This window comes from Klebsiella sp. 141251, from assembly GCF_050600725.1.
GTDB lineage: Bacteria > Pseudomonadota > Gammaproteobacteria > Enterobacterales > Enterobacteriaceae > Klebsiella > Klebsiella aerogenes.
This window is the reverse complement of sequence record NZ_JAQIRG010000009.1, coordinates 222,725-242,903: the sequence shown is the minus strand read 5'-3', so window position 1 is coordinate 242,903 and position 20,179 is coordinate 222,725. Positions and strand designations below refer to the sequence as shown.

The window sequence follows — 20,179 nt, the reverse complement described above, 5'->3', positions numbered from 1 at the left end:
GACTTGGTATTCATTTTTCGTCCGAGGACGTTAAGAATCCATGTCACTTTGAGTGCCCACACAGATTGTCTGATAAATTGTTAAAGAGCAGTTGCGACGCGCTTTAGCGCTCTGTCGCGAGGTGGCGTATATTACGCTTTCCTCTTTCAGAGTCAACCCTGAATTTCAGAATTTTTCTCTTCAACCGAACCGGCTGTTTGTGTGAAGTGATTCACATCTGCCGTGTCAGTGGGTGCGCATTATAGGGAGCTGCTGAGATATAGCAAGCCTTAAAATACAAAAAACTTATCAAGCGCTCATTAATTAAACTTTTCACGTTTATCCTCGTTAAGACAGAACCGATAAAACCCAGTATTCATGCGGCCTGCAGCGCATTCTCTACCGAAACTACTTTTTTGCGAAAACGCGATTTTTCTCGTTCACCCACCGCCGCTATCACGCCAATGGTGAATTAAGCACCACTCTTGACCCATGACAAAGCGCTCAACTTCCTCTCCTTTCTATAATCAGAGCCGTTTCTTCCTATTGGTAATAATCTATGGCTTATCAACTCAACATTAACTGGCCCGAGTTTTTAGAGAAGTACTGGCAAAAGCAGCCGGTCGTATTAAAGAAGGCGTTTCCGAACTTCATCGACCCCATTACGCCAGACGAACTGGCCGGGTTAGCCATGGAGCCGGAAGTCGATAGCCGGCTGGTCAGCCTGGTTAACGGTAAATGGCAGGCCAGTAACGGTCCATTTGAGCATTTCGACGGGCTGGGCGAAAGCGGCTGGTCATTGCTGGCCCAGGCGGTAAACCACTGGCATATGCCGGCCGCCGAACTGGTGCGCCCGTTCCGCGTGCTGCCTGACTGGCGTTTAGACGATCTGATGATCTCCTTCTCCGTCCCCGGCGGCGGTGTGGGCCCGCATATCGATCAGTATGACGTCTTTATTATTCAGGGCATGGGCAGCCGCCGCTGGCGCGTGGGCGATAAGCTGCCGATGCGTCAGTTCTGTCCGCATCCGGCACTGCTGCACGTCGATCCGTTCCCACCGATCATTGATGAAGATCTGGAGCCGGGCGACATCCTCTATATTCCACCGGGATTCCCGCACGACGGCGTGACCCACGAAACGGCACTGAACTACTCCGTCGGCTTCCGCGGGCCAAACGGCCGCGACCTGATCAGCAGCTTCGCCGACTATGTGCTGGAAAACGACCTCGGCGGCGAACACTACAGCGATCCTGATCTCACCTGCCGCGAGCATCCGGGCCGGGTTGAAGAGTATGAACTCGAACGTCTGCGCAACATGATGATCGACATGATTCGCCAACCCGAAGACTTCAAGCAGTGGTTCGGCAGTTTCGTCACCACGCCGCGTCACGAGCTGGACATTGCTCCGGCGGAACCGGCATATGAAGAAGCGGAAGTGGTCGATGCGCTGCTGGGCGGCGAAAAGCTTTCTCGCCTGAGCGGCCTGCGCGTTCTGCATATCGGCGACAGCTTCTTCGTACATAGCGAACAGCTGGATACCACTGATGCCGAGGCGCTGGATGCATTGTGCCGCTATACCTCATTAGGTCAAGAAGAGCTCGGCAGCGGCCTGCAAAATCCGGCATTCGTTAGCGAACTGACGCGCCTGATTAATCAGGGCTACTGGTACTTCGAAGAGTAAGAGAACGGCAATACTGCGGGCAGCCGCCTGGCGCTGCCCGCTATCTCTCAGACATTATCCAGACAACTCGCCCCCATCACCTCCACCACTGATTAGAGAGCTGGAATTTGTTGGCGATGCGCTTTTGCTTCCGCCTGATGGGCAAACGCCTGGCCATTATTCAGCGATTCATGAAATACCGCAGCCTGTTCATGTTCATTCATTTGTGAAAAAGAACGCGGCTGTTTCGGGGAGGCAGGATTGTCGCCCACCTGCGCAAGATGCCCCTGCGCCATCTGCTGATGGGCCGGCGACTGCCCGTTATTTATCATCTCATGCGCCAACGCCGCGTTGTGATGGGTCATTTCCGCAGCATTCGCCACACTTGCTGCAAAAATAACGCTGATAGCCACGATAGTGCGTACTGTGTTCATTCTATTACTCCCTGCAGATTAACAAATAGTGAGTCATCAACAGGAAGGATAAAATAATGGCTCTGTCGCCAGCGTGACCGCATTATGACGAAGCCGTCAGATGAGGTCGTTATTGCGCATATTTTGGTAATACCACAATAAAACGCGTAGATCGTTGATCGGACTGCACCGTCACGCTGCCGTGATGGGCGCTGACAATAGATTTCACAATCGCCAGACCGATGCCGCTGCCCTCGCCTTTGCGCTGGCGCGAGGGGTCGACGCGATAGAAACGGTCAAACAGGCGCGGCAAATGTTCAGCGGCAATCGGCGCGCCGGGGTTCTCCACCACCAGGCGAATCTTCTCGGCGCTTTCGCTCAACTGAATGGTCACCGCCTGGCCGGCAGGGGTATAGCGGATCGCGTTCGACAGCAGGTTGCTGATTGCCCGCCGCAGCATCAGCGGGTCGCCAATCACCCGGCAGTGGCTACCGACAAAACGCAGCGCCACCTCTTTCTCTTCCGCCCACGCTTCAAAGAACTCAAACACCTTATTCACTTCCTCGGCCAGATCCAGCGCCCGCTGTTCAGGGATCAGCTGGTTATTATCCGCCTGGGCGAGGAACAACATATCGCTGACCATCCGCGACATGCGCGAAAACTCTTCGAGGTTGGAATAGAGCACTTCTTCCAGCTCCTGCTGGCTGCGGCTCTGGCTTAAGGCGATTTCGGTTTGCGTCACCAGGTTGGTAATCGGCGTACGGATTTCATGGGCGATATCGGCGGAGAAATTAGACTGGCGGGTAAAGACATCCTCTATCCGCTCCAGCATATGGTTAAACGACAGCGCCAGCCGTTCCAGCTCGATGGGCACCGCCTGTGGGTCAAGGCGTACATCGAGATCCCGCGAGGTAATATTCTGGATCTGGCGGCTGATCTGGCGAATCGGCTTATGCCCCTGATAGACCACAAACAGCACGATGGCGATAATCAACAGGCTGATTATCGACGCCGCGGAAATCAGCTTTGCTTTGAGCTCATTAATATAGTGCAGGTGAAAGTCGATCGATAAAGCCATCAGCAGATGCCAGGCCGGTTTACCGTCCGCCTGTTTGCCCAGCGGCAACATGATTAGCCGCCAGGAGCGGGTCTCCATTTGATGATTATCATGAACCATTTCCCGCGGCTGCGGGTCGGTCCATGAAATCACATTACCGTCGCGCAACTTCATCGCCAGCCCCGGCGTGCTCATAATATGGCTGAGTTCCGGGCCGTCTGGCGACTGAAACAGAATATTGCCCTCGGCATCATCCAGACAGATAAAGACGTTAGCGTAGCCGCCGATCACGTTTTTTAAGATCTCCAGCCGCCGCTCCTGCGGATAGTCGGCATGGTTGAGCACCGTCTCAAGCGTGGTACTGAGCTGCTTGAGGTCGTGAACGTCGCGCTCTTCAAAGTGAGCCTTCACCGAATGGATCATGATCCAGGTGAAGGCAAAGAAAGCGATGATGGTGGCGAGGCTGATAAAGAAGGTCAGCCGGGTGGCCAACGAAAAGGGGCGCTTAGCGGCCATCCGGCACCTCAAGCATATAGCCGACGCCGCGCACGGTCTGGATAAGCTTCGGCTCGAAGTCGTTATCGATTTTGGCGCGCAGCCGCTTCACCGCCACGTCGATGGCGTTAGTGTCGCTGTCGAAATTCATATCCCACACCTGCGACGCGATCAGCGAGCGGGGTAGCACCTCGCCCTGATGGCGCAAGAAGAACTCCAGCAGAGTGAATTCTTTACTGGTCAGGGTGATACGAGTCGCGCCGCGCATCACCTTGCGGCTGACCAAATCAACGCTGAGATCGGCCGCCTGAAACTGGCTTTCTACTATTACCGCCGCCCCGCGACGCAGCAGAGTACGTACCCGCGCCAGCAGTTCCGCAAAAGCAAAGGGCTTCACCAGATAGTCGTCGGCGCCCAGCTCCAGCCCCTTCACCCGATGCTCGATAGTGCCAAGCGCGGTGAGCAGCAGGATCGGCATCCCTTTATTGGCGGCGCGCAGCATGCGCACGATATCCCAGCCGTTGACGTCCGGCAGCATGATATCGAGGATCAGCAGATCGTAATCGCTGGTCATCGCCAGGTGATAACCGTTAAGGCCGTTGTCGGCCAGGTCGACGACTAATCCGGCTTCGGTAAGACCTTTGGTCAGGTACTCCCCGGTTTTCTTCTCATCTTCGACAATCAAAATCTTCACGGCTGGCTCCTTCACGCGCGCTCTGTGCGGGTATTCAATTTTAGAGGAGCCCCTCCGGATAGCAATGAAATATCAGGAAAATGACAGCTTTGTCATTTTCCTGTCACGCGTTGAACAGAGCCCGCTGCGTAAAGTATCCGCCATTGATAAATCGCCGAAAACCGTCTGTCGCCATGCGCCCAATTAAGCTTCTTTCTCTCAGCGTGATATTCGCCTTAACAGGCTGTCTGTCACTTGCTCCGGACTACCAGCGCCCCGCAGCGCCGGTGCCGCAGCAGTTCTCTCTCAGCCAGAACAAACTGGTTACTGCGACAGCGGGCTACCAGGAGACTGGTTGGCGCACCTTTTTCGTCGACCCACAGGTAAAAAGCCTGATTAGTACCGCGCTGACCAACAATCGCGATCTGCGGATGGCGACGCTGAAAGTGCAGGAGGCCCGCGCCCAGTACCGGGTCACCGACGCCGACCGCTACCCGCAGCTTAACGGCGACGGCAGCACCACCTATGGCGGCAAGCTCAAAGGCGACACCACCACCAGCAGCGATTATGCCGCTGGCTTGAATCTCAGCTACGACCTCGACTTCTTTGGCCGGTTGAAAAACCTTAGCGAGGCCGACCGACAGAACTTCTTCGCCAGCGAAGAGGCGCGGCGCGCGGTGCATATCCTGTTGATTGCTAACGTTTCACAAAGCTACTTCAATCAGCGGCTGGCGGCGGCGCAGCTGCAGGTGGCGAACGACACCTTACAGAACTATCAGCAGTCTTACGCCTTCGTCGAAAAACAGCTGCTGACCGGCAGCACCACCGTTCTGGCGCTGGAACAGGCGCGCGGCATGATCGAAAGCACTCGCGCCGATATCGCCAAACGGCAAGGTCAACTGGCGCAGGCCAATAACGCCCTGCAACTACTGCTCGGCAGCTATCAACGGCTGCCGGACGATAGCGCCAGCAGCGCGGTGGATCTGAAAGGCGTAACCCTGCCGCCGTCGCTCTCCTCAGAGATCCTGTTGCAGCGGCCGGATATTTTAGAGGCCGAACACAGCCTGTTGGCAGCCAACGCCAATATCGGCGCCGCGCGGGCGGCTTTCTTCCCATCGATTACCCTGACCAGCTCGCTCTCCGGTAGCAGCAGCGAGCTCTCCAGCCTGTTTAACGCCGGCAGCGCGATGTGGAACTTCATCCCCAAAATCGAACTGCCGATTTTCAACGCCGGGCGTAATCAGGCCAACCTCGATCTGGCGGAGATCCGCCAGCAGCAGCAGGTGGTCAACTATGAGCAAAAAATACAGTCCGCCTTTAAAGAGGTGGCCGACGCGCTGGCCCTGCGCCAAAGCCTGGCCGATCAGATTGCCGCCCAGCAGCGCTATCTCGCTTCACTAAATATCACCCTGCAGCGCGCGACTGCGCTCTATCGTCACGGCGCGGTCAGCTACATCGAAGTCCTGAGCGCCCAGCGCGACATTTTCACCACCCGACAAACCCTGCTGGAACTCAACTATTCCCGTCAGGCTAATGAAATCACCCTGTTCACCGCCCTCGGCGGCGGCTGGATGGAATAACCCGAGGAGTCTTGATTATGAATTCACTGTCTAAAATCGCCCTGTTCACCCTGTTCTCTGGCGCAGTGTTCGCGGCCCAGGCCGCCGACCCGCACGCCGGTATGGCAATGCACGAACAGCCCGCAGCCACGCAGACGCAAAGCATCACTGGCAAAGGCGTCATTAAAGCCATTGACATGGATAGTAAAAAAATCACCATCGCCCACGACGCCATCCCGGCGGTGAACTGGCCGCCGATGACCATGCGCTTCACCATCACCCCGCAGACGCAGCTCAACAATGTGAAGAACGGCGACAGCGTGGACTTCACCTTCGTTCAGCAGGGCAATCTGTCGCTGTTACAGGATATCCGCGCCCAATAACGGCCCGGCGACGGTAGGCTCCTCAACAACTGAATGGACGACACATGGCATCCCTGACACTGAAAAATACGGCTCTGATCCTCGGCAGCATGGTAATTGGCGGCGCGCTTACCGCGGCGCTGTATACCCGACTGACGCCGCCCCTGACTAGCGCATCCGCGACCGAGCAGCAGCGCAAAGTGCTGTTCTGGTACGACCCGATGTACCCGAATACTCGCTTTGATAAACCGGGTAAATCGCCGTTTATGGATATGGATCTGGTGCCGAAATACGCTGATGAGGAGAGTGCCGCCGCCGGTGCGCCGGGGGTGCGTATCGACCCGACGCAGACCCAGAATCTCGGCGTAAAAACCGCCGCGGTCAGCCGCGGGCCGTTGCGCTACGCCCAGACCTTCCCGGCCAACATCAGCTATAACGAGTATCAGTACGTGATTATGCAGGCGCGGGCGGCGGGCTTTATCAATAAAGTCTATCCGCTGACCGTCGGCGACAAAGTCAAGCAAGGCACGCCGTTACTCGAGCTGACCATCCCGGACTGGGTGGAAGCGCAGAGCGAATATCTGTTGTTGCAGGAGACCGGGGGCACCGCCACGCAGGTCGAGGGGATCCTCGAGCGTTTGCGCCTCGCCGGAATGCCTGATGACGATATCCGCCGCCTGAAAACCACACGTAAAATCCAGACCCGCTTTACCCTCAAAGCGCCGATCGATGGCGTTATTACCGCCTTCGATCTGCGCGCCGGAATGAATATCGCCAAAGATAATGTGGTGGCGAAAATTCAGGGCATGGACCCGGTGTGGGTCAGCGTGGCGGTGCCGGAATCCATCGCCTGGCTGATTAAAGACGCCTCGCAGTTCGCCATTCAGGTTCCCGCCTGGCCGGGAAAAACCTTCAGCATCAACAAATGGACCATTCTCCCCAGCGTCGATAGCGCCACCCGTACCCTGCAGCTGCGCCTGCAGGTCAACAACCCGGATGAAGCGCTGAAGCCGGGGATGAACGCCTATCTGAAACTGACCAGCGAAAGCGCGCCGATGCTGCTGATCCCATCAAAAGCGTTGATCGACAGCGGCAGCGAGCAGCGAGTGATTACCGTGGATAACGAGGGGCGCTTCGTGCCGAAACGCGTGCAGGTATTCCATGAATCCGCCGGCGTTACGGCCATTCGCAGCGGTCTGCAGGAGGGCGAAAAAGTCGTCGCCAGCGGCCTGTTCCTGATCGACTCGGAAGCCAATATCTCCGGCGCGCTGGAGCGCATGCGCGCGCAGGCTTCTGATGTCACGGCTCCTGCCGCCCACGCGCACTGAGGAACGGAACAATGATTGAATGGATTATCCGCCGCTCGGTGGCCAACCGTTTCCTGGTGATGATGGGAGCGTTGTTTCTCAGCATCTGGGGAACCTGGACCATCATCCACACCCCGGTAGACGCCCTGCCGGACCTTTCCGACGTGCAGGTGATCGTCAAAACCAGCTATCCGGGGCAGGCGCCGCAGATCGTCGAGAACCAGGTCACCTGGCCGCTGACCACCACCATGCTGTCGGTACCCGGCGCCAAAACGGTGCGCGGCTTCTCGCAGTTCGGCGATTCCTACGTATATGTAATATTTGAAGACGGCACCGATCCTTACTGGGCGCGCTCGCGGGTGCTGGAGTATCTCAACCAGGTGCAGGGCAAACTGCCCGCCGGGGTCAGCGCCGAAATGGGCCCGGACGCCACCGGCGTCGGCTGGGTCTTCGAGTACGCGCTGGTCGACCGCAGCGGCAAACATGACCTCGCCGAACTGCGTTCGCTACAGGACTGGTTCTTAAAATATGAGCTGAAAACCATTCCTAACGTCTCGGAAGTGGCGTCGGTAGGCGGCGTGGTCAAGGAGTATCAGATTGTCGTCGACCCGATGAAGCTGACCCAGTACGGCATCAGCCTCGGCGAGGTGAAATCGGCCCTGGACGCCTCTAACCAGGAGTCGGGCGGCTCTTCCGTCGAACTGGCGGAAGCCGAATATATGGTGCGCGCCAGCGGCTACCTGCAGACGCTCGACGACTTCAAAAATATCGTGCTGAAAACCGGTGACAACGGCGTGCCGGTGTATCTCGGCGACGTTGCGCGGGTGCAGATAGGCCCAGAGATGCGCCGCGGTATCGCCGAGCTTAACGGCGAGGGCGAAGTGGCCGGCGGCGTGGTGATCCTGCGCTCCGGCAAGAACGCCCGCGAGGTGATCTCGGCGGTAAAAGAGAAGCTGGCGTCGCTGCAAAGCAGCCTGCCAGAAGGGGTTGAAGTGGTCACCACCTACGACCGCAGCCAGCTTATCGACCGCGCCATCGACAACCTCAGCCACAAGCTGCTGGAAGAGTTTATCGTTGTCGCGCTGGTCTGTGCCCTGTTCCTGTGGCACGTGCGCTCGGCGCTGGTGGCGATTATTTCGCTGCCGCTCGGCCTGTGCTTCGCCTTTATCATGATGCATTTCCAGGGGCTCAACGCCAACATCATGTCGCTGGGCGGGATCGCCATTGCGGTGGGGGCGATGGTCGATGCCGCCATCGTGATGATTGAGAACGCCCATAAGCGGCTGGAGGAGTGGGAACATCAGCACCCGGGAGAGAAACTTAGCAACGACATCCGCTGGAAAATCATTACCGATGCGTCGGTGGAGGTCGGCCCCGCGCTGTTTATCAGCCTGCTGATCATTACCCTGTCGTTTATCCCGATTTTCACCCTCGAAGGCCAGGAGGGCAAACTGTTCGGCCCGCTGGCCTTCACCAAAACCTGGTCGATGGCCGGGGCGGCGCTGCTGGCGATCGTGGTGATCCCGATCCTGATGGGCTTCTGGATCCGCGGCAAGATCCCAGCGGAGAACAGCAACCCGCTGAACCGCTTTTTAATCCGCATTTATCACCCGCTGCTGCTGAAGGTGCTGCACTGGCCGAAGACTACCCTGCTGATTGCGCTCCTGGCGATCCTGACGGTGATTTGGCCCCTTAACCGGGTCGGTGGCGAGTTTCTGCCGCAGATTAACGAAGGCGATCTGCTCTATATGCCGTCAACGCTGCCGGGGATCTCCGCTGCGCAGGCGGCGGATATGCTGCAGAAAACCGATAAGCTAATTATGACGGTGCCGGAAGTGGCGCGGGTGTTCGGCAAAACCGGCAAGGCCGAAACCGCCACCGACTCGGCGCCGCTGGAGATGGTAGAGACCACGATTCAGCTCAAGCCACAGGATCAGTGGCGACCGGGGATGACTATGGAGAAGATCATCGAGGAGCTGGATAAAACCGTGCGTCTGCCGGGGCTGGCGAACCTGTGGGTGCCGCCGATCCGCAACCGCATCGACATGCTCTCCACCGGCATCAAGAGCCCGATTGGCATTAAAGTTTCCGGCACTAATCTGGCCGATATCGACACCATCGCCGAACAAATTGAAGTAGTGGCGCGCACCGTGCCGGGAGTCACTTCGGCACTAGCCGAGCGGCTGGTCGGCGGGCGCTACCTCAACATTGATATTCATCGTGAGAAGGCGGCCCGTTACGGCATGACCGTCGGCGACGTGCAGCTGTTCGTCTCGTCCGCCATCGGCGGCGCGATGGTTGGTGAAACGGTAGAGGGCGTCGAGCGCTATCCGATCAACATCCGCTACCCGCAGAGCTATCGCGACAGCCCGGAGACCCTCCGCCAGCTGCCGATCCTCACGCCGCTGAAGCAGCAGATCGTGCTCGGCGACGTCGCCGAGGTTAAAGTCGTTACCGGGCCATCGATGCTGAAGACCGAGAACGCCCGCCCGACCAGTTGGATCTACATCGACGCTCGCGGCCGCGACATGGTGTCGGTGGTGCGCGATCTGCAGCAGGCCATCGGCAAAGAGGTGAAGCTGAAGCCGGGCATCAGCGTTTCCTACTCCGGGCAGTTTGAGCTGCTCGAGCGTGCCAATCAGAAGCTGAAGCTGATGGTGCCAATGACGCTAATGATTATCTTCGTGCTGCTGTACCTGGCGTTCCGCCGCTTCGGCGAGGCGTTGCTGATTATCACCAGCGTGCCGTTCGCCCTCGTCGGCGGGATCTGGTTCCTCTACTGGATGGGGTTCCATCTGTCGGTGGCCACCGGTACCGGCTTTATCGCCCTCGCCGGGGTGGCGGCGGAGTTTGGCGTGGTGATGCTGATGTACCTGCGCCATGCCATCGAGGCGGAGCCATCGCTGGAGAACCCGCAGACCTTCAGCGCCGATAAGCTCGACGAGGCGCTGTACCAGGGCGCGGTGCTGCGCGTGCGGCCAAAGGCGATGACCGTGGCGGTGATTATCGCCGGCCTGCTGCCGATTTTATGGGGCACCGGCGCCGGGTCAGAAGTGATGAGCCGTATCGCCGCGCCGATGATTGGCGGGATGATCACCGCGCCGCTGCTGTCGCTGTTTATCATTCCGGCGGCATATAAGCTGATGTGGCTGTATCGGCATCGGGGCAAGCGCGGAGAATAAATAAAGGCAGGCCCGTTGGTATTTCACCGGCGGGCCTTTTTATTATTAGACCCACAAGCAATTACCTCATTTAACCCTCACCCGCTCTCATATTATCTCATCCTCTGCGCCAATCGACCTTCACTCCTCGTTATCCCCTTTAGCTTCATTGATTTTCCTGCTCACCCAGGCTGCGTATTTATCACGCGGAGAAAAGGTGGGCCTTAAATTAATGAGCGCTATCGATGAACCTGAATCCTTTTCCACCCTGTTTATTTTTGCTGTTATTACTTTCCACCCTGAGCACGATATCCCCCTGCCATGCCGCGACAGTAAAGGTGGATAATTGTGAAGTTGGCTGCCCGACCGGCGGCAGCCAACAAACGCTTTTCCGCGCGGCCTACACGCTGAACAATAACCCCAGTCGTAAACTGGCCAACTGGGTAGCGTATAAAATCACCCGCGCCAGCGAGGCCAGTAACCGTAAGAGAGTGTGGAAACAGGATCCCGATTTACCTGCCGCCGATACCCTGGCGCCCGCCGACTATCGCCGGGCCAACACCTTACTGGCGGTCGATCGCGGCCATCAGGCGCCGCTGGCGAGCCTCGGAGGCGCGGCGGACTGGCCTGCGCTGAACTATTTGTCGAATATCACTCCGCAGGAAGCGGCGCTGAATCAGGGGGCATGGGCGCGGCTGGAAGACGCGGAGCGCGCGTTAGCCGAGCGCCCGGAGGTGACGGTGGTTTATGCGGTCACCGGGCCGCTGTTCGAGCGGCATATTGCCACGCTGCCCGCCGCGCCGGACGTGGAGATCCCCAGCGGTTACTGGAAGATTATTTTCCTCGATAGCGGCCCACAGAGCGGCCAGTACGCGGCATTTGTGCTGGACCAGGCAACGCCGCGCGATGCCAATTTTTGCGACCATCAGGTGACGGTGGAAGAGATCGAGCGCCGCACCAGTCCGCACTTGACGCTGTGGTCGGCACTGCCGGCCTCTGTTTCTACATCGCTAAAGACTCTGCCGGGGACGCTGGCGCGGGAGATGGGTTGCAGGTAGGGAACGGAGGGGTAAAGTTGTCGACCTGTCGCGATTAACAATCGGCGTCTTACCGCCAGCCAGCAAACCAGGTATAGTTGCCGTCTCTGCCACCGCTAAGCGCTGTTGATATCGTATGAAGCTCGGTTATTTTTGTTACTTCCTGCTGGCCATCGCCGCCGTCGGCAGCCTGTTGCTGCCCCATTCCATCGCCATGTGGTTCCTGCTGGCGAACGTGCTGACCTGGCTTATCTACGGCATCGACAAATTAGCCGCCCGTAAAGCCTGGAGCCGGATCCCGGAATCCACCCTGCTGACGTTCGGCCTGCTTGGCGGATGGCCGGGCGCGATTGCCGGGCAGCAGTGTTTTCGCCACAAAACCCAGAAGCAGCCATTTAGGACATATTTCATTATTAGCATCGTGCTGAATGTTGTGGTGCTGGTTGGCGGATATTGGCTGTATCGGGATTATGGGGTGTAAGGTTGGTTAGTTGAATCATAGCTAAGCAAACTATTAACGAGAAAGCGGAAGTAGATCGACAGGTTTATTGGATGATGGGCGAGAATCGTAACTAAATGAAGATGAGGACTGGGACAGTTACTACTTTTAGCCCACCCGCTGATAATCGTTCTCCCTTGATCCCACGGCCACACAGCATGCGCTCACCATACTGATGTAATAATGAGAAGGATTAGGAAGTTGTTCCATCAGCCACGGCTGCTCAGTTGAATATTCGCAATCAGTGGTAGCAACCCACCACACCGGCTCGCCATCCAGCATCATCGGCTGGGCTTCATGATAATGTTCATCCCAACCGCGACCACTCGTATCAGCATAGGCTTTAGCTATAGCAATAGCCTGTTCGCGGGAAATCATCGTTGGACTCCGTACCAAACACTATACATTATTCCTCCCACCGTGATTGGCCCTAAAAGCATGCCAGCAGCTTCATGCCTCAATAAGGAGAATGTTATCTCATAAGTATTACCTAGCGGAAATTTAAATCCCTGAATGATGTACTCTCTACTCATACCTCTGGCTCTTAACAAACCAATAGTTTCAGCAAGGGCCTCTTCAAGATAACGTAATATATAGGATTTAGAATAAGCCGACTGCCTCATGAATACACGCAACTCACGTAATAAATAAAACTTAGGTGCGATCGCCATATGAACTCGTTCATGATACAACGTCGTCAGCATTTTCAGATAGGCTTCATCCTTTGACATTACGTTAGGATAATAGTTACGCCCAATAGTTGCATCCCCCCAAATTTTCGTCGCCCCCTGCTCCACATCCTTATATTTGGTTATTTTTATAGTGGGTGTATAACGCCAACCTCCATTTCTTGGAAGACTCATGCGTTTAGCTATTTCGTTACTATATTGGGGCATCGAAGCCCCCCTGAAAGGCCTTTTAAACGTATCGGCTGGTTTCGCTTTAAGTAAAATGACAAAAATAGTATTCACTCCAACCAACATGATTGCTTCTGAAAGATCTCTTGCCGCATCCTCAAGCTCATCTTCTGTTTTAGCATTGATGGTTTTTATTGCAAAGGTATACAATAACTTCCCTGCATTAAGAGCAACTCCACCTATTGCAACCCATCCTGCACAGAGGAGTATCACATCAGCGATTTCACCAACTCCAAAAAAATGAGCACTTCCCCAAACTATTAATACTCCAGACATTGTCGCTAATGCCTGCGGAGTTAACATCGTTAAAAGATAGTTTCCAATATCGACAGGTAGGTGATTAGCTGTTTTTGTTAGGACAATCTGTAACTTTGCTTGCAAATCCATGCGCAAAACATCCATTTAGACCCCTGGGTTAAGTTATAATTTCAGCTCTATTCCATTCAGAGAGAACACTATGATAGAACACAAACACCATACTAACTGATTAATAGTTATGATTTCATGCTTTATTTTCCCTTGCTCTTATCAAAAACAAGCTATCAAAGATGATAACTAACGGATCATTTTATATAAATAATTAATCAACCACATCACAGAACTATTAGCAGATTAGTTAACAGTAACTTTTATCTGCAATCGTAGGGGAATAATAGACTCATATTTATTATACAAAAAAGGGCAATTATAATGACTATCAAAGAAAGAGATCTATTCGATGCCGGATTCACTGAGAGCGATGTCGAGAGTCTGCATCGCAGGCTTGCAGCAGCAGAAGGAACTTTGGATGAACTGATTTCGGTGCTATCCCGCCGATTTCGGGTGGCATTTTGGGTTACCGTTACCCTGGTTGTGGTTATGTTCGTCACCACCTTATGCGGCCCCCAGAAATACCTCATCTCTGGAGGTCTGGGTACTGTTGTAGTACTGGCTATTACCTGGGGTACATTCTCACCATTCCTGGCCTGGAAGGCTAACCGGCTGCAGAAAAAAATATCTCATCAAACAAATAGATAGTGGTCTCTCTGTATAACAACGCCATTCAGTCGCTACCTCACTCTGCCAGCATCTGCGCTTTAAGCTCGTCCGGCGTATATGGCGGGTTTCGCCGATGCAGCATCGCGTGACAGTTGGGGCAAACTGGGATCAGGTCAGTTTTCGGATCCAGACGATAGTCCTGTTTAATCTCCGATAGCGGCACCAGATGATGAATGTGGATAAAGCCCTGGCCGATGTCACCGTAGCGCTTAGCCATATCAAGGCCGCACACCTGACACCGAGTACCGTGATAGCGCAACGCGGCCTCGCGGGCCTGGCGATCGCGCTCATAGCGGTTAACCATAACCTGAACCGCAGCCCCTTCCATAAACTCACTTTTCGTCTGTAGCTCGTCGGGAAAAAGGGTAATGCCGGCATCATCTACTCGCTCCTGAACGATCTTGAATCCTTGTTCCAGCAACAGACGGACGCATTTGGATTTGATCCCACCGCTGAAATCCGCCGGCGTGAACTCCGTTTTCGTCGCCATGGTGGCCGCTATCCCAACGATAGCTTTAGAGGGATAACGACGTCCTTCGAATTCGACTTCATACAAACGCGCATCTTTAAACTGATGCGCTATACCCTCGTCGTACGCGCAGATGGCTTCGATGATGCATTCTCGCGATAGATGATCTGGCAACCGTTTCATATGGCTGAGCTATTTGATGATGAGTGACTTCATTATAGATAGAAAGCGGAATAAATTTCGAATAGATAAATCATGGTGATAGTTGAAAAGAGACCTGGGTTGGATATCGAATCCCGGTGGCTTGATCGGCAGCAGTTTTGCGAGCATCATCGCAATTATTTAGCAAAAAACGTAACGCGATGCCTTCCAGTAAAACTCTGCAACAAGCGATCGGCAATATCACTATCTGGCGCAAAGGCGAACAGCGTGCGCCGCATAAACCTCTGCTGTTGTTGCACGTGCTATCGCATTACCAGCACGGACATACGCGGATGTTCGATTACGCCTCAGAGGTTCGTGATGAGTTACATAGCCTGCTGGAGCGTTTTGGTCCACAGCGCGCGCAATACCGCCCCGATATGCCTTTCTGGCGTCTAAAAGGCGACGGCTTCTGGGAATTACGCAACGCTGAGCAATGCTCAACTGAAGGCAGCAGACAGCCTCCCTCTAAAGAACTGGAAACCTATCACGTCGCGGGCGGCTTTGACGAAGAACACTTCGCGCTGCTGAGCAAGAATAAGAGGCTGATTAACACCCTGGCGCATCAGATCCTGCAGGCCCATTTCCCGGAGAGTATTCAGGAAGAGATCGCCGATGAGATGGGGTTTGATATCCAGCAAATTCGCAAAGAACGCGACCCGCTGTTCCGCCAGCAGGTGCTACGCGCTTATAACTATGAATGCGCTATCTGCGGCTTTAATATGCGCCATGACAACACCTCCGTCGCGCTGGAGGCTGCGCATATCAAATGGAAGCAGCACGGCGGCCCATGTGAAATTCCCAACGGCCTGGCGCTATGCGCCATTCACCACAAAGCATTTGATAAAGGTTCGATTGGCCTGGATGAGCATATGCGGGTACAGATTTCTCCCGCGGTTAACGGCGGCGGGATTGTCGGAAAGCTGTTCTGGGATTTTGATGGTAAGCAAATTGGATTGCCTCAGGGGAAGGACTGTTACCCGAAAGAGGGATTTGTGGAGTGGCACAGGAGAGAGGTATTTAGGGGGTGAGGTAAGGCACGCGACTATATGTCACGGAGTCACCCCTCCGCTATTTAGTCAACGTCCCAGCACTATCAATAAAGAATTCATGAACATATTTTTTATTATTTAAACCGTAGTTAATGACATAAGTATGATTCTTCTTCCATTCAATATCGATGCAATTGTCAGGATATGATGACATTAACTTGTCATAACCAGAACTCATTACCGTTTGCGTCTTACCGTTTTCGCCTGAATCAATAGTGTAGTAATTCAATACATCCCTTTTATCCAAACTAAAGCAAAGATGCTCTCCATTAATAATGGTATCTCTTGGGTGTGGCGCAGGATTACCACCAGGACAACCGGAAATAAGAAAAGTTAAAGGTAAGATAGCGAATCTCTTCATTGTGGAAATCCCTTCATAACTAATTTATATTTTTGAAGCAATGTATAGTCAGATTCTTTATGATCATAATCTCGTAATGCAGGCAGATACAGATAATTTTTAAAACCGTAAGCTTGCAACAACCAGTAATCACTAACTAATGAAGCCTGCTGTTCTAAGCTATAATGTCGTATGTTCTCCTTGTCTAAACTGTAACTGTAATCAGCAAATCGGGAGAACAACCCTCTGGTTCTAACAAACATTCCGTGCTGCGCTTGCCATACATGCATTAACTCATGCATGAATCTATGTTTTTTCTGCACATCAACTTCCATTGAAAAATCATGGGAGTAGGTGTCTTCCCTAAACCACATTTCTCCGTTAGGACTCATAGCAATATCAGTAGGCTGCAGATTGAACGGCAAATAACTTTCCCGATGAATCCACACTGTATTGTACCGGAGACCGTAGCTGTATAGCGTTCTTGCTAACCCAATCTCACCAGTGGTTATAAGCCTCGTTCCACCGGGCTTAATACGTGTCCCGGATGTCGCGTTAATCCTCTCGTTTACAGGCATTCAAAATCCCTCTGAATTGCAGCGGTATTGTTTATTTATCGTACGCCAATGCAATCGACAAGGGAAAGATTTTTATCCGAAAAAATTTGCAGCTGACTTAGCATAGTTAATGGGAATACAATACTCACATGCGTTACACGAAGTGTTTAAACAGATACTGAATTTCCGGCACAAAAAGATGCCTTCAGGTGAATTGGTTGCCGATTGGGTGCGAAGGCCGGACTCGCCTTTTCGTTTAATTCATTGAAAATTAATGGGTTGTGAGATTTTATTTTGGGGATTTGCCCCCAAAATGGGACATAAAATTGAATACTGGGTGGAAGATCACAAAGTTGCGTGATTATTTTCCAGGACCGAAACGCATTCCAAAGTAAGGCTTCTCACGGCATTGCGCCAGTCGAGATGCTAAATCTCCCATATGTAGCTCCAGCTTGTGGCCATCCGGGTCAAGAAAATAAAAAGATTGCCCTTCGCTTTTATTGTCTTTCCAGACCGTCACCCCCGCCTGTTTCAGCTTATACGAGAACGGCTCAAAATCCTCTGGCGCGATGCTGAATGCGTAGTGGGTATAGTCGCTTTCCTGAGGAGTTACGTAGTTACGGGATACGTCGTAAGAAAGGCGGACCCAAAGGTCACCACAGGTAAGGTAAGCACCGATATCGAGACTTCGGACTGCTCACTGACGCAGGTTCGTAAAGCCCTACCGCTAGCAAGAAGCTCTTATCAAAAGTACAATCAAAACCCTAAAACAGCCCTTTTCGAATTAGAATTGCTTTTAACAGGATTTATAGTGAATAAACAACAGCTTGCTGCAAAAATCTGGGAATCTGCCAACCAGATGCGGTCTAAAATTGAAGCCAACGAATACAAAGACTACATACTCGGCTTTATCTTCTACAAGTATCTAAGCGATCAGTTGGTGCAGTTTGTCACCAGACAGGGGATGACACCCGAAGACATCAAAGCCCTCAATGAAGAAGATGCTGACATCGTTGAATACGTGCAAAGCAACCTGGGTTACTTTATTGCCTATGATAATCTGTTTTCTACATGGATTGATCCAACGTCCGAATTTAACGAATCTAACGTGCGTGATGCACTTTCGGCCTTTAGCCGTTTGATTTCGCCAACTTACAAAAAACTGTTTGACGGTATCTTTACCACCTTAGAAACAGGTTTAAGCAAACTGGGTGAAAGTGCGGGTAAACGTACCAAAGCTATCAGCGACTTACTACACCTGATTAAAAGCATCCCCATGAATGGCAATCTAGGGTATGACGTACTGGGCTATATTTACGAATACCTGATTGAAAAATTTGCCGCCAATGCTGGTAAAAAAGCGGGGGAGTTTTATACGCCTCATGAAGTTTCTGTATTGATGTCGAACATCATCGCCCATGAGTTGAAGCACAAAGATACTATTAAAATTTACGACCCGACTTCCGGCTCTGGTTCGTTGCTGATCACTATCGGTGAAGCATTCGAGAAATACGCGAAAAATAAAGACTGCATCACCTATTACGCCCAAGAGTTAAAAGCCAACACCTACAACCTAACCCGTATGAACCTCATCATGCGCGGTATTAAAGCCAGCAACATTAAGACCCGTAATGGCGACACCCTGGAAGACGATTGGCCGTATTTTGACGAAAGCGATCCACAAGGTTCTTACTACGCCTTGCATGTCGATGCTGTGGTGTCCAACCCTCCTTACTCACAAAATTGGGACCCCAGCTTTAAAGACAGCGATCCACGCTATTCACGTTTTGGCCTAGCACCTAAAACTAAAGCCGATTTTGCTTTTTTGCTGCACGATCTCTATCACCTAAAGCCCGATGGCATTATGGCTATCGTGCTACCTCATGGTGTCTTGTTCCGTGGCGGTGAAGAAGGTGAAATTCGCAAGCAATTGATTGAACAGAATCATATTGATACTGTTATTGGACTACCAGCCAATATCTTTTTTGGCACCGGCATTCCCACTGTGATTTTGATACTCAAGCAAAAACGCCAAAATACCGATGTATTGGTGGTCGATGCCTCCAAACATTTTATGAAAGAAGGCAAAAACAACAAATTGCAAGCCAGTGATATCAAGCGCATTACTGATGCGGTGATTAACCGAGAAAGTATCGACAAGTTCTCGCTACTGGTGAGCAAACAAACCCTGCGTGACAATGGTTACAACCTCAACATACCGCGCTATGTAGATTCCTCTGCGGCAGCAGAAAGCTGGGATTTACACGCCACTATGCTCGGCGGTATTCCCAATAGCGAGATTGCCGAGTTAGACAGCTTTTGGCAAGCCTTCCCACAATTGCGCAGGACTTTATTTACGCCAAAATCTGCCGCTTACAGTGAACTGGCCATTGCCAGAAAAGACGTTAACGCCAGCATTAGCGCGCATCCGCAAGTGCTACAGTTTATCCGCGCCTACAACCAAGCCTTTGATGGCTTTGATGACCACCTAAACACCGAGTTAATACAAAACTGGAAAAACGTACAGCGTAACCAACAAGAGGCAGTGTTAAGTACCGAGTTATTTGCTCGCTTAGCCCCGATTACCTTGATCGACAAATACCAGGCTTATCAATGTCTGAACAACCAATGGCAACTCATCAGCGCTGATTTAGAAATGATGCAAACCGAAGGCTTTGCTGCCACTAAACAAGTTGATCCTAACATTATTATAAAGAAAAAAAACGGCCAGGACAGTGAAGTACAAGATGGCTGGAAAGGCCACATATTGCCATTTGATTTAGTGCAACAAATCTACTTAAGTAATGACTTACAAGCTCTGGCGGCTAAAGAATCTCGCCTGACGGAAATCGCTAGCGCTCTGGAAGAAATTTTAGAATCCCTGACCGAGGAAGAAAAAGAACAAGATACGGTCAAAGAAAACAAAGATGGCTTTGCCAATGCCGAATTAAGCAAAGCCGCTAAGGCCTTCCTGAAAGAACAGAAAGACAGTAAAGTTGAATTCGCAGATGAAAGTTATGAAGCCAAAATCATTCGCGCGAACGAATTAATTGATGAAGAAAAAACTCTGAAAAAAACGGTCAAAGATGCCGCAACTACATTGCACTCAAAAACCAAAACGACCATCGAAACATTAACTGATGAGCAAGTTAACAACCTGCTGCACCTTAAATGGATTGCTCCATTAAGCACCGAACTCGCAGCCATGCCAAACGCAGTGATTAGCCAACTCACTAGCCAAGTACAAGCCCTTGCCGATAAATACGCCGTCACCTATTCGCAAGTCTCCCATGCGATAAAAACCACTGAGCAAGAGCTAGTGGAAATGATGAATGAACTCACAGGCAATGAGTTTGATATGCAGGGCTTAGCTGAGCTCAACAGCTTATTGAAGGGTGAATAA

General features: G+C 52.6%; 19 protein-coding genes and 1 pseudogene. 11 read left to right on the top strand and 9 right to left on the bottom strand.

Annotated elements, in window-relative coordinates; genetic code table 11:
• Window positions 1–538 precede the first annotated feature (538 nt).
• On the top strand, window positions 539–1,660 hold the full coding sequence (locus PGR09_RS20180) for a JmjC domain-containing protein (RefSeq protein ID WP_430916461.1): 1,122 nt from the start codon (window positions 539–541) through the stop codon (window positions 1,658–1,660).
• Between the two features lie 92 nt (window positions 1,661–1,752).
• Here PGR09_RS20180 and PGR09_RS20175 read toward each other — a convergent pair whose 3' ends face one another.
• From PGR09_RS20175 to cusR, 3 genes are all read right to left on the bottom strand, one after another.
• On the bottom strand, window positions 1,753–2,073 hold the full coding sequence (locus tag PGR09_RS20175; protein WP_047046101.1) for a hypothetical protein: 321 nt from the start codon (window positions 2,071–2,073) through the stop codon (window positions 1,753–1,755).
• Between the two features lie 109 nt (window positions 2,074–2,182).
• A complete protein-coding gene (locus PGR09_RS20170) occupies window positions 2,183–3,625 on the bottom strand; it encodes a Cu(+)/Ag(+) sensor histidine kinase (protein WP_045394791.1) in 1,443 nt (480 codons plus the stop codon).
• Window positions 3,615–4,298 (bottom strand): copper response regulator transcription factor CusR, encoded by a 684-nt coding sequence (gene cusR / locus PGR09_RS20165; protein ID WP_047078541.1) that lies wholly within the window; start codon window positions 4,296–4,298, stop codon window positions 3,615–3,617. The genes PGR09_RS20170 and cusR overlap by 11 nt, the downstream gene beginning before the upstream one ends.
• A 64-nt stretch (window positions 4,299–4,362) precedes the next feature.
• Here cusR and PGR09_RS20160 point away from each other — a divergent pair, with 64 nt between their 5' ends.
• The 7 genes from PGR09_RS20160 to PGR09_RS20130 all read left to right on the top strand — a co-directional run bounded on the left by PGR09_RS20160 (window position 4,363) and on the right by PGR09_RS20130 (window position 12,184).
• Window positions 4,363–4,485 carry a hypothetical protein gene (locus tag PGR09_RS20160; RefSeq protein ID WP_257394921.1) on the top strand — a complete coding sequence of 41 codons (123 nt, stop codon included), beginning with the start codon at window positions 4,363–4,365 and terminating at the stop codon, window positions 4,483–4,485.
• The gene (locus PGR09_RS20155; protein WP_047078542.1) at window positions 4,472–5,857 is read left to right on the top strand and encodes an efflux transporter outer membrane subunit; all 1,386 of its coding nucleotides are present in this window, start codon (window positions 4,472–4,474) and stop codon (window positions 5,855–5,857) included. Before PGR09_RS20160 ends, PGR09_RS20155 begins: the two co-directional genes overlap by 14 nt.
• A gap of 17 nt (window positions 5,858–5,874) precedes the next feature.
• Window positions 5,875–6,219: a cation efflux system protein CusF gene (gene cusF, locus PGR09_RS20150; protein WP_047078543.1), complete on the top strand. Its 345-nt coding sequence runs from the start codon at window positions 5,875–5,877 to the stop codon at window positions 6,217–6,219.
• A 44-nt stretch (window positions 6,220–6,263) separates the two neighbouring features.
• Window positions 6,264–7,526 (top strand): efflux RND transporter periplasmic adaptor subunit, encoded by a 1,263-nt coding sequence (locus PGR09_RS20145; protein WP_047078544.1) that lies wholly within the window; start codon window positions 6,264–6,266, stop codon window positions 7,524–7,526.
• Between the two features lie 11 nt (window positions 7,527–7,537).
• Window positions 7,538–10,687 carry a CusA/CzcA family heavy metal efflux RND transporter gene (locus PGR09_RS20140; RefSeq protein ID WP_430916460.1) on the top strand — a complete coding sequence of 1,050 codons (3,150 nt, stop codon included), beginning with the start codon at window positions 7,538–7,540 and terminating at the stop codon, window positions 10,685–10,687.
• Between the two features lie 224 nt (window positions 10,688–10,911).
• Window positions 10,912–11,724, top strand: coding sequence for a DNA/RNA non-specific endonuclease (locus PGR09_RS20135; RefSeq protein WP_227505036.1), 813 nt, complete (start codon window positions 10,912–10,914; stop codon window positions 11,722–11,724).
• Between the two features lie 115 nt (window positions 11,725–11,839).
• Window positions 11,840–12,184, top strand: coding sequence for a DUF1294 domain-containing protein (locus tag PGR09_RS20130; RefSeq protein WP_047078546.1), 345 nt, complete (start codon window positions 11,840–11,842; stop codon window positions 12,182–12,184).
• A 126-nt stretch (window positions 12,185–12,310) separates the two neighbouring features.
• Here the strand turns inward: PGR09_RS20130 and PGR09_RS20125 are convergent, their stop codons facing one another.
• Entirely contained in the window at window positions 12,311–12,580 is a 270-nt protein-coding gene (locus PGR09_RS20125; RefSeq protein ID WP_042894158.1) for a hypothetical protein, read from the bottom strand.
• Entirely contained in the window at window positions 12,577–13,521 is a 945-nt protein-coding gene (locus tag PGR09_RS20120; protein WP_042894160.1) for a hypothetical protein, read from the bottom strand. Before PGR09_RS20120 ends, PGR09_RS20125 begins: the two co-directional genes overlap by 4 nt.
• A gap of 288 nt (window positions 13,522–13,809) precedes the next feature.
• On the opposite strand from PGR09_RS20120, the gene PGR09_RS20115 reads away from it, so the two are divergent.
• Window positions 13,810–14,136 carry a hypothetical protein gene (locus PGR09_RS20115; protein ID WP_047078547.1) on the top strand — a complete coding sequence of 109 codons (327 nt, stop codon included), beginning with the start codon at window positions 13,810–13,812 and terminating at the stop codon, window positions 14,134–14,136.
• A gap of 37 nt (window positions 14,137–14,173) precedes the next feature.
• Here the strand turns inward: PGR09_RS20115 and PGR09_RS20110 are convergent, their stop codons facing one another.
• Entirely contained in the window at window positions 14,174–14,809 is a 636-nt protein-coding gene (locus tag PGR09_RS20110) for an HNH endonuclease (RefSeq protein WP_430916459.1), read from the bottom strand.
• A gap of 179 nt (window positions 14,810–14,988) precedes the next feature.
• Here PGR09_RS20110 and PGR09_RS20105 point away from each other — a divergent pair, with 179 nt between their 5' ends.
• A complete protein-coding gene (locus PGR09_RS20105; RefSeq protein WP_430916458.1) occupies window positions 14,989–15,858 on the top strand; it encodes a phosphorothioated DNA-binding restriction endonuclease in 870 nt (289 codons plus the stop codon).
• Window positions 15,859–15,898: 40 nt separating this feature from the next.
• On the opposite strand, the gene PGR09_RS20100 is transcribed toward PGR09_RS20105, so the two are convergent.
• The 3 genes and pseudogenes from PGR09_RS20100 to PGR09_RS20090 all read right to left on the bottom strand — a co-directional run.
• Window positions 15,899–16,240: a putative T6SS immunity periplasmic lipoprotein gene (locus PGR09_RS20100; RefSeq protein ID WP_047075944.1), complete on the bottom strand. Its 342-nt coding sequence runs from the start codon at window positions 16,238–16,240 to the stop codon at window positions 15,899–15,901.
• Window positions 16,237–16,797: a hypothetical protein gene (locus PGR09_RS20095; RefSeq protein ID WP_045364741.1), complete on the bottom strand. Its 561-nt coding sequence runs from the start codon at window positions 16,795–16,797 to the stop codon at window positions 16,237–16,239. The genes PGR09_RS20100 and PGR09_RS20095 overlap by 4 nt, the downstream gene beginning before the upstream one ends.
• Window positions 16,798–17,137: 340 nt before the next feature.
• Window positions 17,138–17,458: pseudogene (locus PGR09_RS20090) on the bottom strand (VOC family protein); the annotation flags it as partial.
• Window positions 17,459–17,587: 129 nt separating this feature from the next.
• Between PGR09_RS20090 and PGR09_RS20085 the strand changes: the two are divergent.
• Window positions 17,588–20,179: a type I restriction-modification system subunit M gene (locus tag PGR09_RS20085; RefSeq protein ID WP_047078551.1), complete on the top strand. Its 2,592-nt coding sequence runs from the start codon at window positions 17,588–17,590 to the stop codon at window positions 20,177–20,179.

Bases quoted from the DNA above. Each gene is read 5' to 3' on its own strand.
- PGR09_RS20180 (WP_430916461.1), top strand. From the start codon at position 539: ATGGCTTATCAACTCAACATTAACTGGCCCGAGTTTTTAGAGAAGTAC.
- PGR09_RS20175 (WP_047046101.1), bottom strand. From the start codon at position 2,073: ATGAACACAGTACGCACTATCGTGGCTATCAGCGTTATTTTTGCAGCA.
- PGR09_RS20170 (WP_045394791.1), bottom strand. From the start codon at position 3,625: ATGGCCGCTAAGCGCCCCTTTTCGTTGGCCACCCGGCTGACCTTCTTT.
- PGR09_RS20160 (WP_257394921.1), top strand. From the start codon at position 4,363: ATGAAATATCAGGAAAATGACAGCTTTGTCATTTTCCTGTCACGCGTT.
- PGR09_RS20155 (WP_047078542.1), top strand. From the start codon at position 4,472: ATGCGCCCAATTAAGCTTCTTTCTCTCAGCGTGATATTCGCCTTAACA.
- cusF (WP_047078543.1), top strand. From the start codon at position 5,875: ATGAATTCACTGTCTAAAATCGCCCTGTTCACCCTGTTCTCTGGCGCA.
- PGR09_RS20145 (WP_047078544.1), top strand. From the start codon at position 6,264: ATGGCATCCCTGACACTGAAAAATACGGCTCTGATCCTCGGCAGCATG.
- PGR09_RS20140 (WP_430916460.1), top strand. From the start codon at position 7,538: ATGATTGAATGGATTATCCGCCGCTCGGTGGCCAACCGTTTCCTGGTG.
- PGR09_RS20135 (WP_227505036.1), top strand. From the start codon at position 10,912: ATGAACCTGAATCCTTTTCCACCCTGTTTATTTTTGCTGTTATTACTT.
- PGR09_RS20130 (WP_047078546.1), top strand. From the start codon at position 11,840: ATGAAGCTCGGTTATTTTTGTTACTTCCTGCTGGCCATCGCCGCCGTC.
- PGR09_RS20125 (WP_042894158.1), bottom strand. From the start codon at position 12,580: ATGATTTCCCGCGAACAGGCTATTGCTATAGCTAAAGCCTATGCTGAT.
- PGR09_RS20120 (WP_042894160.1), bottom strand. From the start codon at position 13,521: ATGGATGTTTTGCGCATGGATTTGCAAGCAAAGTTACAGATTGTCCTA.
- PGR09_RS20115 (WP_047078547.1), top strand. From the start codon at position 13,810: ATGACTATCAAAGAAAGAGATCTATTCGATGCCGGATTCACTGAGAGC.
- PGR09_RS20110 (WP_430916459.1), bottom strand. From the start codon at position 14,809: ATGAAACGGTTGCCAGATCATCTATCGCGAGAATGCATCATCGAAGCC.
- PGR09_RS20105 (WP_430916458.1), top strand. From the start codon at position 14,989: ATGCCTTCCAGTAAAACTCTGCAACAAGCGATCGGCAATATCACTATC.
- PGR09_RS20100 (WP_047075944.1), bottom strand. From the start codon at position 16,240: ATGAAGAGATTCGCTATCTTACCTTTAACTTTTCTTATTTCCGGTTGT.
- PGR09_RS20095 (WP_045364741.1), bottom strand. From the start codon at position 16,797: ATGCCTGTAAACGAGAGGATTAACGCGACATCCGGGACACGTATTAAG.